This is a genomic window from candidate division WOR-3 bacterium (assembly GCA_039801365.1).
GTDB lineage: Bacteria > Hydrothermota > Tepidihabitantia > Tepidihabitantales > Tepidihabitantaceae > JBDRUN01.
In genome coordinates this window covers 22,029-36,050 of the sequence record JBDRUN010000014.1, presented here as the reverse complement: position 1 = coordinate 36,050, position 14,022 = coordinate 22,029, and the positions used below count along the sequence as shown (strand labels likewise).

Genomic DNA, 14,022 nt, shown 5'->3' with positions numbered 1-14,022 from the left:
TCGCCAGTAACCGCGTCCAGCTTGTATACTCTTTTCAGCTTGGATGAGTGCAGCCACACTGACCGGTCATACCGGCAATAGGCCAGGTCCTGAAACGAGTCGGTGACCGGCGATGGGACATAGCTGTGGATGATAGTCTCGGGCATTGCCGGATTGGTTGAGTCTGCGGAACGGTAGCGACGTATCCGGTTCTGCCATACGTAGTTTGCATGCAGCTGGTCATTCAAGCCCTGGTAGGAGAGGCCGTACAGACCCCAGCCCAGACCGCGCAAGTCCGGCATGACAAACGGCCCCCACAGCACGGTCGGCGGCGGGTCCTCGTACGGCACGCGTTTCGGGTACGCGTATTCGCCACCTGGCATGACTTGGTCCGGTGCTGCGTAACCCAAGCCGAGCAGCACGATCACTGCCAGTGCGACTGCTACTTTGTGGTGCATTAGAAGCCTCCTTTCGGTTCGTTCACTGTCTCCTGGTATCGGTAGCTGGCCAGTGCGGTAATAGCTCCCCGATTGCAGTGATACCGCCTCCCGTGACCAACCCGAGTTACTTCCAGAGTTTTCTGCGCAGGTACAGTCCCGGCCTCGTACCCCGGAATGCCCTGCAGTCTCTGCAGCACTGCTGCCATTCGAGTTCCTCCGGTTTCACCACTGCCCTAGGCCGATTGCTGCGTGCCGGCAGCGCTTTACCGCCCGTAGCGCGGCCTGGGCTTTGGAGACGTTCAGAGTGTAATTTCCGGCCTCTTCTTGTCAAGTGTCAACAAGCGCCCTTGCAAGATTGGGCAAGTGGTGGTAAAATCTGTCGTGGAGGCCGGTAATGCCAAACTCGAAGTCTGATAAACCGGAATCGAAGTCCTTTTGTCCAGAAGACTACATTGAGCGCATTCGGGTACGCGCCTATGAGTTGTACCTTGCCCGGGGTGGTCAGCATGGCCGGGACCTTGATGACTGGCTTGAGGCTGAGAAGCAGGTGCGTAAGGAACTGGGGCTGGATAAGTAAGGAGGACGAATGGACACCGTGCGGGTTAGCCGGACTTTCAGCGCGGCCCACGCGGTCCGGGGCATGAGCTCAAGGTGCGAGGCAGTCCACGGTCACAACTACCGGGTCGAGGTCGCGGTCAGCTCAAGCCGGCTCAAGCAGCCGGGTATGGTTGCGGACTTTCTTGAGGTCGGCCGACGACTGGAAAGCATATTGCCGGATCATACGATGCTCAACGAGGTCTACGATTTCAACCCGACTTCTGAGAATCTGGCCCGGCATTTCTACGAGGAGATGGCGAAACACTATCCCGTTCGGGCGGTTACGGTCTGGGAAGACGACGATTGCTGCGCCGAATACTCAGAGTAGCGTCTCGGTACCGGATTTGTCGTCTGGTGCCAGGTGTCTGGGGTAACTCTGCAAGGAACCTATCAGGGCCTGGACTGGCTCGGGAAGTTCACAAGCCTAGCGTTTAGCGCAGAGTCCCTGAAATCGGCAAGAATCTGTGCGTGGTCGAATACAATTTCTGAATCCGGAATTGAGTCCAGACTGATGAACCGGAAGTCGGCCGCATCATCTCCGGCCCGCGGTTCACCTTTGCCTCGGGCCGAGAAAACAACGGAGATACAGTGGCAGCGGGGGTCACGCCTTGGGTCGGAGTACACGTGGAACTGACGCAGGTTCTCCAGCTCAAGACCGGTCTCTTCACTTATCTCGCGGCGGACCGCGTCCTCGACCGTCTCACCGTATTCGACGAATCCACCGGGTAAGGCCCAGCCAATGGGCGGATTCTTGCGCCGGATGAGCAACACCTTGCCTGAGACCAGAATGATGCAGTCAACGGCCAGCTTGGGCTGTCTGGCAAGCATCAGGCTTCAAGCCTTCGGTTGGCACGCGACGAAGTATTGGTACGACTCGAAAAGCAGGTATGGCGCAAAGGTCGAACGTAAGCCTGAGTCGGCCGTCCGGTCATTTCGTTCGGATGTAATCAGCCAGCGCTTCCTGCCAGGGCCGAAGCAGCCGGCCGAATTTCCGCTTGTAGTTGCGGTTTTCAAGCACCGAGAACGAAGGTCGCGGTGCGGGGCGGCCAAGTTCAGCCGCGGTTGTCGGTAGAACCTCGCACCTAAACCCGGCCAGCTCCACTATCTTCTTTGCAAAGTCGAACCACGAACATTGCCCACTGTTAGTCAGGTGATAAACGCCCGGCTTGGCAAGCCGAACAAGCTTGTAGAGCGGTTCGCACAGGTCAGGCGCGTACGTTGGTGAGCTTACCTGGTCGGTGACGACCTTGATCTGTCCCTGTTTGCGGCCGATGTCTATTATCGTGTCAACAAAGTTCTTGCCGTGCCGGCCGTACAGCCCACTCGTGCGCACGATATAGAACTCAGCGGCTGAACGCATCACCGCCTTCTCGCCCATCAGCTTGCTTCGGCCATACACTGACAGCGGGTTCGGCTTTTCACGCTCGTCGTAGGGCTTGGTGGCCTTGCCGTCGAAAACGTAGTCGGTGCTCAGGTAAACCATCCTGGCCTTCACTTCGGTACTTCCGAGCGCAACCATCCACGTGCCTTGGGTATTCACCGCGGTGGCCTTTGCCGGGTTCTGCTCGCAACCATCAACATCAGTCCAGGCCGCAAGGTGGAACACGACCTGAGGCCCGACACGGTGCATGTCGCTAATAGTCTTGTCAACGTCGGTTATGTCGTGCTCGGGCAGGTCCCAGCCGATCACCTCTTCGCCCTCTTGCCGGAGCCAGCGGACCAGTTCCGTGCCAAGCAGTCCTTTCGCACCAGTGACTAGGCAACGCACGTCAAATCCTAGCCCGACGACTCTGTTCGTCAAGCAGTGCTGCCTCCCTTGGGCTTGACCTTGAGACAGGTTTGAACTAGACTGGCCGCAGATGATGAAGGCGAAGACGCTGGTACTGGTGGTCTGCTTTGTCAGCATGACGCCCGCTGCCATCCCGCTGCCCTCGAGCCCGAGCTGGACGTCAAACGACAACGACTATTCCACCGGCGGTGCATTTGCCTTTATTGATACCAATCGTTTCATTGACCTGTGTACCTCAAACGGCAACGATATGGCCCAGAACTACAACAGCGTATATCTGAATAGCGCCGGTACGCTGGAGAACGTCGCATCCTGGCGTTCGTCTGACCGGGGCTATTTTGGACATTGCTATGCCGGCGACATGAACAAGGATGGACTTGCCGACCTTGCAGTGGCTTACCTGGGGCCGACCGGCGAACTGCGGGCGCGTAGCTATTTCAATACTGGCAACGGCCTGGCCGCGTCGCCAGGATGGAAGGCGAAGGACCAGCATTCGTCATTCGACTGCTGTCTTGGTGACGTTGACCTGGACGGTGATCTGGACCTGGCAATTTCAGCCGGGGACGCATATCAGAACGAGACCGATTCGGCCCGCATCTACCGTAACAATAACGGTGTGCTCGATACGTTGCCGTTCTGGACTGCACGGTCCGGTTCGCCTTCGGATGCGGTCCGCTTCTGCGACATAGATAACGACGGCGACCTTGACCTGTTTGTCGGCCAGGTGATTCCGAACCAGGACCGCGGCATGGTGACGATGTACCGGAACAACTCCGGCGTCCTCGATCCGACTCCGGCCTGGGTCGCGCGGCCTGGAGTTGGCTGGGTTCTGCGGCTGGCTTTTGGCGATTATGACAACGACGGCTGGCTGGATTTGGCCGCAGCGTCAAACAACCAGACCGGCGAGCCGAACAGCATCAAGGTCTTTCACAACTCGGCCGGCACGCTCGACACCGTCGCAACGTTCACGATGTTGCGGAACCGGCGCTACTCGTCCTGCGTTGCCTGGGCCGACGTGAACGGCGATGGGTACGTTGACCTCGCGGCAGGTGGCTGGTGGGAGCCGGTCGTTGTATTTGAGAACCGCGCCGGCATGTTGGACACTGTTCCGACCTGGTCGTGGTATCCGAACCCGGGCAGTCTTGTGTGCGAAGCCGTGCTCTGGGCCGATGTTGACAACTCGCATCTTGCGACCGCCACGCAGACATTTTCCGGTAACGGCCAGCGCAAGCTTTTCACGATAAGGCATCGGCCCGTCCAGATATTAGACAGCGTTCTTGTTGATAACGTACGCCTGCCTGTTTCAGCCTACTGTTTTGACCCACTGGTCGGCTGGTTCAGCCTTGCCATCGCGCCACCGCCCGGCACGGACAATGTGACGGTATTCTATCGCTACTCGACTCATCCTGACCTGGCAGTGACCAACTGGGAGCAGAGCTATGGTAATCACCTGTTCAAGAACACAACCCCGGTTGGCACCGCCGAAGAGAAACACGGGCCCTGCGCTTCAAGATGTTCGGTGGAGGCGACACCAAATCCGTTCACAAGTACAGTTACGATGCGTCTGGCGCCTGGCGCACCCTGCGATGCCGCCATCTACATCTATGATAGAACCGGCAGTCTTGTCCGGACTCTTGCTATCAGTCGTGAGCTCGGCTCGGTGCGGTGGGATGGCCTGGATGCGTACGGCGACGAAGTGCCGCCCGGCGTCTATCTGGCCGTGGCCGGGCAGGGTCTGGCGCGCATCAAGCTTGTCCACCACTGACATGCAGTGGAGCCGGGGTGTGAGGAAATCAGCCGCCCGGCAACACGGTGTGCTAGGTCGAATAGCCGCCTAACCGCCAAATGCCTTGTCCTGAAGAAATTCCCGGCGAACTCCTGCGGCGGTTGGCGCGCTTTGGTCGGCTACACCTTCTCGATACCTGCCAGTCAACCAACGATTATGCGTTTTCACTTGCTTTGGCGGCTGAACCGGCAATCGTTGTGTGCCGGACCCAGACGCAAGGTCGGGGTCGGTTCCGTCGCCAGTGGTTTTCGGATTCGGACAGCCTGACGTTTTCGGTTCTGCTCCTGCCCGGGCCCGAGCAGGCCGGGGTCGTGCCCGGTCTTACCCAGCTTGCCGGACTTGCTGTCTGTCGGGCAGTGGAGGAACTGACCGGGCTTGCTCCGCGCATCCGGTGGCCGAACGACATCGTCCTCAACGACAAGAAGCTGGCCGGTATACTGTGTGAGCAGCGCAAAGCTGCGGTGGTAGTCGGCGTCGGTGTAAATGTCAACCAATCGTCGTTTCCAGCAGATATTCCAGAGCCCGTGTCCCTGCGCCTGGCTACGGGTATGCCTTGGGACCGGTTTGCACTGCTTGATAAGATACTTGAACAGTTCTTTACCCTTGTTGCCGAGGCAGCCAGAGGTAACACTCAACCGGCTCTGGAGGCTATCAAGCAGCGTTCGGCTGTACTGCACCGCCGGGTGGAGGTTCAGACCCTTCTCCGGCGGTACATTGGCACGGTGATAGACCTTGATGCACAGGGTCGGCTTGTTCTGCGGACGACAAGTGGACGGCTTGTGGTCATCGGCTCAGGCCAGGCACGCAGGCTTAGATGATTCTGACGGTCAACGTTGGTAATACGAACACAAAAATCTGCCTGTTCCAAGGCCGCCGGCTTGTTGTGCATCACGTTGTCGCGACCCGCGAGCTGCTCCAAAGACCTGCCCGTGTTGTGCCATCCGGCTGGCGCATCACCGGTGCCGCAGTTGCGTCGGTCGTACCACAAGCTACCAGTTCATGTCTTCAGCAAATCAGGGCGAGGACCGGGCTCAGGCCGTTTCTGGTGAACCGGCGTACTCGAACCGGGCTTGACATTCGCTACGACCGTAACCAGCTCGGAGCGGACCGGATTTGTGTTGCGGTTGGTGCGCGGGTGAGATTTCCGGGTGACTTGGTTGTGATTGACTTCGGGACCGCAGTTACAGTCAACGTCGTCACCCGGGAAGGCGTCTTCCTCGGCGGTCCGATTCTGCCCGGTCAAGGTCTGATGCTGCGAAGCCTTGGCCAGGGAACCGCCCGGCTGCCGCGACTCCGGGCTAGGCCGGTCACTAGGCTTCTTGCCAGCAGGACCGAGGACGCGGTTCAAGCCGGTACATTCCAATTACTTTGCCTCGGCCTTGAGGCAATGATCAGGCCGATCGAGCAGCAGGCTGGACGTAGGTTCACTGTTATTGCCACAGGCGGGCAGGCAAGGAAGATGAGGCAGCATATTCCGAGTATTGTCCGGGTCGAGCCTGACCTTGTGGCCCGAGGACTTCTGGAACTGTATTTTCTCAATCGGCAGACTGAGGCATGACCAAGTCTTCGGGTAGCACGGCTCTTCGCTCGGCTTCGCCAGGCCGGGTGTCTCGGTATTACCTCGGCATCGAAACGAGCGGTGCTGCGACCGGTGTTGCGCTCATTGATGCCGACCAGATTGTCTTCGAATCGTCGGTATCCGGGATGAACCACAATGAGGTTCTGCCCGGACTAGTGGCCGATGCGCTCAACTCGGCCAGAATCGGGCCGATACAACTCAAAGGTATCAGCGCGACAATCGGCCCTGGCATGTTTACCGCACTCCGAGTCGGGCTGGCGTATGCCAAGGGTCTTGCTCTGCCGTACTCGATTCCGGTCAAGGGTGTCAGCACGCTCCTTGCGCTTGCGCAGACAGCAGCGGAAGCAACGAAATGCCGGGTGGCAGCGCAGGCTTCAGAACACGCGGCCTTGTTCCTTGCCTTGATTGATGCAAAGAAGCAACAGGTTTATTGCGGTCTGTATTCAGACAAGAGGCCGCTCCTTGAGCCGTCTGTGGTTCATCCTGAAGAGCTTCCTGATGTGCTCCGGACTGCGTGTCAGAGTTGCTGCCTGACGCTGTGCGGCAGCGGTGCATCGCTGTGCGCTGAAACCATCAGGCAGGCAGGTTTTGAGGTTCGGCTCAGTGGGGTCGAATTGCCTTTGGCCCGGGTCGTGGCCAGACTTGGCCAGAAACTCATCTTGGAGCAGGGTGGTGATGACTTGGCAGGTCTGGTACCGCTCTATCTCCGCCGAACCGACGCCGAACTACAACGGGAGAAACGCTAGACTTCTGTTTGGCGGGTCGGGAAAGTCAGACCTGAAAGTGGCGGAGGCGTGTAGGAATCGAACCTACCGGTCCACTTATCGCAGACCATACGGATTTGAAGTCCGCCAGGCACACCAGCGCCCATCCGCCTCCACCAATTTGGATAGTAGTGACGAGCAGCCGGCTGTCAACTCGGCGCTGCCTAGCGCTGCAGAACCAGCTTTCGGCAGGCGTGCTTGTCACCGACCTCGAGCTTTACGAAGTACACACCGGCAGCCAGCCGGTCTAGATCGAAGCGCGTACTGGCTGTCCCATCTCGGTCTGATGTCATCACCTCCTGCTCGGCCAGCACCCTGGTTCCACACGGGTCGTATAGCCTGACACGACCGGGTTCACCTCGGGGCAGCGAGAGCCTTACCAGCACTGCGCCGCGTGCCGGATTGGGCCACAACTCGACGCTCGGCCGGAGTTCGACCGCTGGTCTCAAGACCACTCCAGTTGTTTCTTCCCAGACCGTGACGAGTGCCCAGGCGCTGTCGTTTTCCGGGTGCATTTCACCCGGCATCATTGACCAGGCAAGCAGCTTTGCCACGCCGGTTGTTTCCGGCCGCCAGACCGAGAATGAGACCGTGTCAACCTCGCCCACGCCAAGGTTTACCCACGCGCTATCGAGGTAGTCGGTCCAATCCGGTCTGAACCAGACCCAACAGCTCTCCCTAACCGTGGAAAGGTTCTGGACGACCGCGAGCGGTGCAAGTGAATCCCCAACCCGGAGCGACTCAGGGGCAATCACGGCCAGTACTGCCATATCCAGGGTTACCTCGAGAGCCTTGAACAGCACAAAGTCCATGTCGGTCGAGGCGGAGAAGCTCGAACCGGAGACAATAATCCGACCATCCGGCTGCACCGCGACCCGGGCGCCCCAGTCTTCATCGTTGGCCTGAGCGTTGTTGTAGAGGTAGTCCCAGAACAGAACACCATCGGTATCGTACTTGAGCAGAAGCATGTCCATGTCGTACACGGTCTCGGCCGTGCCGATAACAAAAAGCTGGCCAAGTGAATCGGCAACAAGGTCGCAGCCAATTTCATCGAGCCCGTCGTAGTCATACTTCGCATCCCACCGGGGAATGCCGTACCGGTCATAGGACACCGTGGCCACGTCGTATCCGCCTACTGCGTCCTCAGTCATGCCGGTGACATAGACGTTGCCCGCACCGTCAACGGTGATTGCTTGGAGCACATCTTCGCCGTTAGTCGGATAGTTGTTATACGTACGGGACCAAAGTGAATCACCACCAGTGCCGTAGGCGATTGTGAAGTAGTCGTAATCATGGACCTCGTCATAAACATACCCGCCAACTACGACCGACTGGTTGGCCGGATTGTAGGCGATGCACACACCGTAGTCGTCGAGGTCATTGTACGGGTTGTTAAACCGCCGCCACCATGGTCTTGAACCGGTCGGTGTGTACTTTATCGTAACAATGTCATAATCGGTGTCTTCGTCGTAGCTGTACCCGGTTACATAGACGTTGTTCTGTGCGTCGCAGCACACACCGACCGCCACGTCCTCGTCGTACTCTGGGGTCTTGTTGTAGAACCGAACCCAGTTCGTGTCGCCGTTTGACTGCTTGTAGGATATTGTACAATAGTCTACGTTGTAACCTGAAGTGTCGGTAGAATAACCAGTTACGACCACGCGGCTGGCACGGTCAAGACAGATTGCGAGCGCAGCATCTGAGTAGTTGCCGGCCTTGCGGCCGAACGTCCTTGCCCAGCGTTGCGCACCACCCGACGAGAACTTGATGGTGACCATCTCCTCGCCACGGCCAGTCTCATTGCTCGATCCGCACACGTACGCGTTCCCTGAATCATCTACGACCAGGGCCGCGGCTGAGTCATCCAAGTTCGCCGAACCGTTGTATACCGCGCTCCACAGTCGGGTGCCGGTTGGCGAGTACTTCTGCACCACGATATCGGTCCCGGAGCTGGTTGTTATCGCGCTGCCGGCAAGGTAGATGTTTCCCGTGGCGTCAACAGTCATGTCCGAAACCCAGTCTTCATTTGACATGCCGCCATCCCAGCGTCGGAACCAGACGGTATCAAGCTGGCCTGATGCCAGGCCAGTAAGAGCAGTCAACATCAGAGCAGACAGACGCATGATGACGCAGATGGTTCTCATGTTACCTCCACGGTTCAGTGATACGTTTAGACTCTAGCTTTAGCGACACCGGCTGTCAATAAGTCTTTCGGTTATTGACTCTAGTCGGTTGTGGGTTAGTCTTCAATCGGTATGGCTCTGCCGGTGCACTACCAGACCCTCCTTGACCGGTTCCTTATCTACCTAGACCGGGATAAGGGTTGCTCGGACCAGACCATTCGTGCGTACCAGAACGACGTTGAGCAGTTCTTTGACTTCTGTGCTGACCAGCTTGGCGGAAAACCGGTTGTGAACCTGACCCACGAGGACATCAGGAATTTCCTGGGCGCGCTCCTTCGCTACGGGTACGAGCGCAAGTCAGCCGGTCGTAAGCTGTCCTCGGTCAAGTCATTCATGCGCTACCTTGTCGAGGCCGGTGTTCTTACTTCAAGTCCGGCCCGGAGCATCAAGGGACCACGATTGGAGAAGAAACTGCCTGGCTTTCTATCTCAGTTTCAGGTCCAGCAGGCGCTCGTGCTCCGTGGTGAGGACGAGGGTGCGCTGCGCGACCTTGCTATCCTTGAAACACTATATGGCTCGGGCCTGCGTGCCGGCGAGCTGGTTGCACTCGACACAGACAGCGTTGATTTTGAGGATGAGACAATACGCGTGCGGGGCAAGGGAGATAAGGAGCGGATTGTGCCTCTTGGCCGTGCCGAAGCCGGGGCGATCAGGGCCTACTTGGCGAAGCGCAGCCGCAGGGATGCAAGGCCGCTGTTCCTGAACCGGCGCGGCGACAGACTCACTACCCGTTCGGTCCAGAAGATCGTGCGTCGAGCCCTATCCCGGGTGGCTGGCGCAAATGCTACGAACCCTCACGCACTGCGCCACGCCTTTGCGACTCATCTTCTTGAGAGAGGCGCTGACCTGAGAGCGGTGCAGGAACTCCTTGGTCATTCTTCGCTCTCAACGACTCAGGTTTACACTCACCTGTCAGTCGAGCGCTTACGCCGAGTGTACGATAGGTGCCACCCGCGGTCAGGAAGCAGGTCTTAGCGGTCAAAGCCGCAGGACGGAACCGTCTAGGCCGACAGAAGCTGGACCACAGACTAGTGGAACTGGCGGAGAAGCTCTTCCACGGCTGATGGTTCTGTTACACGGTCAATGAGTCTTGTCTCGCCGGCCTGAAGTACGGAGCCGGTGTAGGCCGGTCTTGAGGAACGGTAGATGACGCCGATGGGTATCGTTTCTCCCCACTCACAGGCAGTACGGAATGCGAGCATACGGTCGGTAGGGTCGTAGTCCGAACCCAATTCCTTGACCCGCTCTCGGTACCATTGGGTTGTGTTCACCCGGTTGAAGCTGACGCAGGGTTGGAGTATGTCTACCAGGCTGAACCCGGGATGCTTGACTGCCTGCTTGATGGTGTCGGTTAGGTGCCGTACGTTCCCGGAAAAACTTCGCGCAACAAGACCGGCGTCCATCGCTACCGCGAGCACGACCGGATTGAACCCGGGTTGGAGCGCGCCGAAAGGTGTGGTCTTTGTGATGAAGCCCTGCTCGCTGGTCGGTGACGCCTGTCCCTTGGTTAGGCCGTAAACCTGGTTGTTGTGAACAAGGTAGGTCAAATCCACATTCCGACGCAGTGCGTGCAGAAAGTGGTTGCAGCCTTCAGCGTAACCGTCGCCGTCTCCGCCTTCAGCGAACACGATGAGTTTGGGGTTGGCTAGCTTTACGCCGGTTGCCACCGGCAGGGTTCGGCCGTGGAGTCCATTGAATAGGTTGCATTTGATGTAGTGCGGCAGCTTTGGGGCCTGGCCGATGCCTGATACAAAGCATGTTTGCCATGGCTCGATTCCGAGTTCAATGAGAGCGGTTTTGACCGCTTCCCTGATACCGAAGTTGCCGCAACCCGGGCACCATGCGACTGGGTCAGTACTGTTGTAGTCCCGCGTGTTCATTGGAGAAGCTCCATTATGCCTTGTTCGACTTCTTCGACCAGGAACGGTCTGCCGTCATATTTGCGTGCTGAGCCGCAGATTCTGAGGCCGGTCTCCTGAGTTATGAGCTTGGCGAGTTGCCCACTCCAGTTGTTTTCGACCGTGACGAACCTTCTTGCGTGTCTAATCAGCCGAAATACCGCTTCAGCAGGGAAAGGCCACAAATCGCATAGATGTACCATGCCGACCTCGTAGCCGTTGCTTCTCAGTTTGTCCACGGCTTGTTTGACCGTAGCTTTGGTTGACCCGAAGCAGAATACGATAGTCTCAGCATCATTGCTGCGATGCTGCCAGGGTGGCTCAAGCGAAGCAGCAATGCCGTGGAGTTTGGCCATTCGCTTGCTTACCATCTGGTTTCGTACCGTTGCCGATTCGGTGATGTGCCCTTCAATTGTGTGCTCATCTGAATCCGCATAGACCAGTTGTTCCATTGTGCCGGGCAGGATAAGCGGTGAGACTCCGGATTCGGTCAACTCATACCTTCGATAGCTGTAAGCTTCTTTCAAGTCCGGCTGGCCAATTTCAGCGAGCGAAACCGGCTTGAGTTTGGACAGGTCCGGTTCGTCAATTGTCCAGAGGGCGTCAGCCAGAAGCTGGTCAAAGAGTACGATAACCGGGGTCTGAAACTGAGCGGCAATCCGGCAGGCCCGGCTTGTTGCCTCGAACGCCTGTAGGGCATCAGCCGGGCACAGGACGGCCCGCGGGAACTCGCCGTGGCCACAGGAGATGGCAAAAAGAAGGTCGGCCTGCGCAGTCCGGGTTGCCATTCCGGTTGCCGGTCCGGGCCGCATGCCGGAGCAGACGACGACTGGTGTCTCGGTCATGCCCGCAAGGCTCAGCGCTTCATTCATCAGACACAGGCCGCCGCCGGCCGTGACCACCATGCCCAGCGCTCCGGCAAAGGATGAACCAATCGCCATGTTGATTGCTGCGATCTCATCCTCTGGTTGTTCGACTACGAGTCCAACCCTGTCCTGCCATGCGGCACACGCCTCAACAACTGGCGTGCCGGGTGACATGGGATAACCGGCAACAAACCGCACCCCGCCGGCAACTGCGCCAAGCGCAATTGCCTGCGCACCGGACAGGAAGAGACGGCGCGGGGTTGCTTCCACGGGCTTGAGTCTGGCCAGGATACCCTTTCTTGCTCTGCGCTGTGCAAGCTCATAGCCCTGTTGGATGCAGGTAACACTTCTTTCCGCTGCCTCGATGCTTCTTGTACCCAACCGCTCTTTCACAATCTCAATGAGCTGGGTCAGGTCAAGGTTAAGCAATGCAAACACTGCACCGGCTGCGACCACATTCTGCATAACCTTGTTCTTGCCGGCCTCGAGCGCCGTCCTGGTTAGTGGTAGCTGGGTGAGCTGATAGTCAGAGTGGTGTGCAAGTTCGACCGAGTCGTCAGTCAGCACCACTCCGTACAACTCGAGGTCGGCGATATTCAACAAGATTTGGGCCGGGTCCAGTGCAATCAGAAGCTGTGCTTTCCCTGCGTTTGCACCAACTTGTTTGTCCGAGACTCTGATTCGGCTGAAGTTGTGTCCACCCCTGATTCTTGACATCGCATCCATTGAAGCGAACACATGGTACCCGTTACGCACAAGAGCGCGGCCTAGGATTTCGGTCAGAATCTGAATGCCCTGCCCGGCCTGGCCTGATACGATGATGTTCAGTTCCATGCCGATTTCACTTGAAGTCTTCCAGTAACCGTTTAAGAAGTCCAGCGTACGAGGCCGCCTGGGTCAGAACTCCGCTGGCCAGGGTCGGTACCTGTTCCTCGTAGGTCCTTCGCTGTTCAACATAGAACACACCGATTGGTATCCTCGCATCTGAGTCCGGCCATTCGAGGGCGCGAACAAGTGCCGTCTCCCGGTTTCGCGGGTCGTGTCCGCTCGCTTCGAGGTCATAGATTCGCTCTGCATACCACTGGAACGTATTCACCTTGTTGTACGTTACGCATGGCTGCAGGATGTCCACGAAACCGAAGCCCCGGTGTCGCACAGCCCTGACGATCAGACCCGTCAGATGGTCCTTGCTTCCGGCAAAACCGCGGCTGACAAAGGTTCCCTCGGCGCCGATTCCCAGTGCAACTGGGTTCAGGCTTGGTGTACAGGTCCCTTTCGGAGTCATCCGGGTCACAGACCCGCAGGAGCTAGTTGGCGAAGGTTGTCCCTTAGTCAGGCCATACACTCCGTTGTTGTGCACAAGGCAGGTAATGTCCAGATTGCGCCTGAACGCGTGCACCAGATGTCCACCACCCTCGCCATAGATGTCGCCGTCTCCACCAATGGCAATGACGGCCAGCTCCGGGTTTGCAAGCTTCACACCAGTCGCCTGGGCAAGCGTCCGGCCGTGCAGCCCGTGCAGGAAGTTACAGCGCAGATAATGGGGTAACTTACCCGCTTGGCCGATGCCGGAGACAATGCAGACCTGCCAAGGTTCAAGTCCGAGGACGACAAGTGCCTGAGATAGCGCCTCCAGGATTGCGTAGTTTCCGCACCCGGGACACCACTGAATCTCCGTCTCACTTCGCCAGTCTGAGGCTTGCGACTTCTGAATCTTCATGTCCTGCCTCGGTATAGGCGGGCGAGTCGCTCAACCAATTCTTCACTGGAGAACGGCCGGCCATCGTACTTGCAAACCTGCTCATGGGGCTTGATTCTGGTTTCTCGTCGAAGCAATCTTGCTAACTGTCCGGTGGCGTTGTTCTCCACCGTGACAACCTGCCTGGCCCTGCCGAGTCTCGCCAGGAGTGCTGTTTTGGGAAACGGCCATACCTCGTGGAGGTGGATCATGCCAACCCGGCTTCCTTCCTGCTGGAGCGCAGCTACAGCTTCGCGGACCGGCCCTAGTGTTGAACCGAAGCACAGCACGATACAGTCTTCGTGTTCGTTCGGGTAGCAGGTAAATGCACCAAACGCCTGTTTCATCGCGGCGAGCTTGCTCATTCGCTTGTCCTGCATTCTTGTCCGGTTTGCGGCATCCT

At 58.1% G+C, this 14,022-nt stretch carries 15 protein-coding genes and 1 tRNA gene; 7 read left to right on the top strand and 9 right to left on the bottom strand.

Going from position 1 to position 14,022, the window contains the following annotated elements; translation table 11 throughout:
- The coding region (locus ABIL25_03535; GenBank protein ID MEO0081351.1) for a hypothetical protein at positions 1–437 on the bottom strand (437 nt) is incomplete at its 3' end.
- A gap of 376 nt (positions 438–813) precedes the next feature.
- On the opposite strand from ABIL25_03535, the gene ABIL25_03530 reads away from it, so the two are divergent.
- Both ABIL25_03530 and ABIL25_03525 read left to right on the top strand, forming a co-directional pair.
- Complete coding sequence (locus ABIL25_03530; protein ID MEO0081350.1) at positions 814–996, top strand: DUF2934 domain-containing protein; 183 nt, start codon at positions 814–816, stop codon at positions 994–996.
- Between the two features lie 9 nt (positions 997–1,005).
- Positions 1,006–1,344, top strand: coding sequence for a 6-carboxytetrahydropterin synthase (locus ABIL25_03525; GenBank protein ID MEO0081349.1), 339 nt, complete (start codon positions 1,006–1,008; stop codon positions 1,342–1,344).
- 62 nt (positions 1,345–1,406) lie between these two features.
- Here ABIL25_03525 and ABIL25_03520 read toward each other — a convergent pair whose 3' ends face one another.
- Positions 1,407–1,844: an NUDIX hydrolase gene (locus ABIL25_03520; protein ID MEO0081348.1), complete on the bottom strand. Its 438-nt coding sequence runs from the start codon at positions 1,842–1,844 to the stop codon at positions 1,407–1,409.
- A 100-nt stretch (positions 1,845–1,944) separates the two neighbouring features.
- Positions 1,945–2,784 (bottom strand): dTDP-4-dehydrorhamnose reductase, encoded by an 840-nt coding sequence (rfbD, locus tag ABIL25_03515; protein ID MEO0081347.1) that lies wholly within the window; start codon positions 2,782–2,784, stop codon positions 1,945–1,947.
- 91 nt (positions 2,785–2,875) lie between these two features.
- On the opposite strand from rfbD, the gene ABIL25_03510 reads away from it, so the two are divergent.
- From ABIL25_03510 to tsaB, 4 genes are all read left to right on the top strand, one after another.
- A complete protein-coding gene (locus ABIL25_03510; GenBank protein MEO0081346.1) occupies positions 2,876–4,570 on the top strand; it encodes an FG-GAP-like repeat-containing protein in 1,695 nt (564 codons plus the stop codon).
- A gap of 122 nt (positions 4,571–4,692) precedes the next feature.
- On the top strand, positions 4,693–5,409 hold the full coding sequence (locus ABIL25_03505; GenBank protein MEO0081345.1) for a biotin--[acetyl-CoA-carboxylase] ligase: 717 nt from the start codon (positions 4,693–4,695) through the stop codon (positions 5,407–5,409).
- Complete coding sequence (locus tag ABIL25_03500; GenBank protein ID MEO0081344.1) at positions 5,406–6,149, top strand: type III pantothenate kinase; 744 nt, start codon at positions 5,406–5,408, stop codon at positions 6,147–6,149. Before ABIL25_03505 ends, ABIL25_03500 begins: the two co-directional genes overlap by 4 nt.
- Positions 6,146–6,916, top strand: a complete 771-nt coding sequence (tsaB, locus tag ABIL25_03495; protein MEO0081343.1) for a tRNA (adenosine(37)-N6)-threonylcarbamoyltransferase complex dimerization subunit type 1 TsaB — start codon at positions 6,146–6,148, stop codon at positions 6,914–6,916. The genes ABIL25_03500 and tsaB overlap by 4 nt, the downstream gene beginning before the upstream one ends.
- 38 nt (positions 6,917–6,954) lie before the next feature.
- Here tsaB and ABIL25_03490 read toward each other — a convergent pair.
- Both ABIL25_03490 and ABIL25_03485 read right to left on the bottom strand, forming a co-directional pair.
- Positions 6,955–7,049 (bottom strand) — tRNA-Sec (locus tag ABIL25_03490).
- 49 nt (positions 7,050–7,098) lie between these two features.
- Complete coding sequence (locus tag ABIL25_03485) at positions 7,099–9,078, bottom strand: T9SS type A sorting domain-containing protein (GenBank protein MEO0081342.1); 1,980 nt, start codon at positions 9,076–9,078, stop codon at positions 7,099–7,101.
- Positions 9,079–9,189: 111 nt separating this feature from the next.
- Between ABIL25_03485 and xerA the strand changes: the two genes are divergently transcribed.
- Positions 9,190–10,092, top strand: coding sequence for a site-specific tyrosine recombinase/integron integrase (gene xerA / locus ABIL25_03480; GenBank protein MEO0081341.1), 903 nt, complete (start codon positions 9,190–9,192; stop codon positions 10,090–10,092).
- A gap of 53 nt (positions 10,093–10,145) precedes the next feature.
- Here the strand turns inward: xerA and ABIL25_03475 are convergent, their stop codons facing one another.
- From ABIL25_03475 to ABIL25_03460, 4 genes are all read right to left on the bottom strand, one after another.
- Complete coding sequence (locus ABIL25_03475) at positions 10,146–10,997, bottom strand: 2-oxoacid:ferredoxin oxidoreductase subunit beta (protein MEO0081340.1); 852 nt, start codon at positions 10,995–10,997, stop codon at positions 10,146–10,148.
- Positions 10,994–12,715, bottom strand: coding sequence for a 2-oxoacid:acceptor oxidoreductase subunit alpha (locus ABIL25_03470; protein ID MEO0081339.1), 1,722 nt, complete (start codon positions 12,713–12,715; stop codon positions 10,994–10,996). The genes ABIL25_03475 and ABIL25_03470 overlap by 4 nt, the downstream gene beginning before the upstream one ends.
- Before the next feature lie 7 nt (positions 12,716–12,722).
- Positions 12,723–13,601, bottom strand: a complete 879-nt coding sequence (locus ABIL25_03465; GenBank protein MEO0081338.1) for a 2-oxoacid:ferredoxin oxidoreductase subunit beta — start codon at positions 13,599–13,601, stop codon at positions 12,723–12,725.
- Positions 13,598–14,022: transketolase C-terminal domain-containing protein (locus tag ABIL25_03460; GenBank protein MEO0081337.1), on the bottom strand; the 425-nt coding region annotated here is incomplete at its 5' end. The genes ABIL25_03460 and ABIL25_03465, both read right to left, overlap by 4 nt.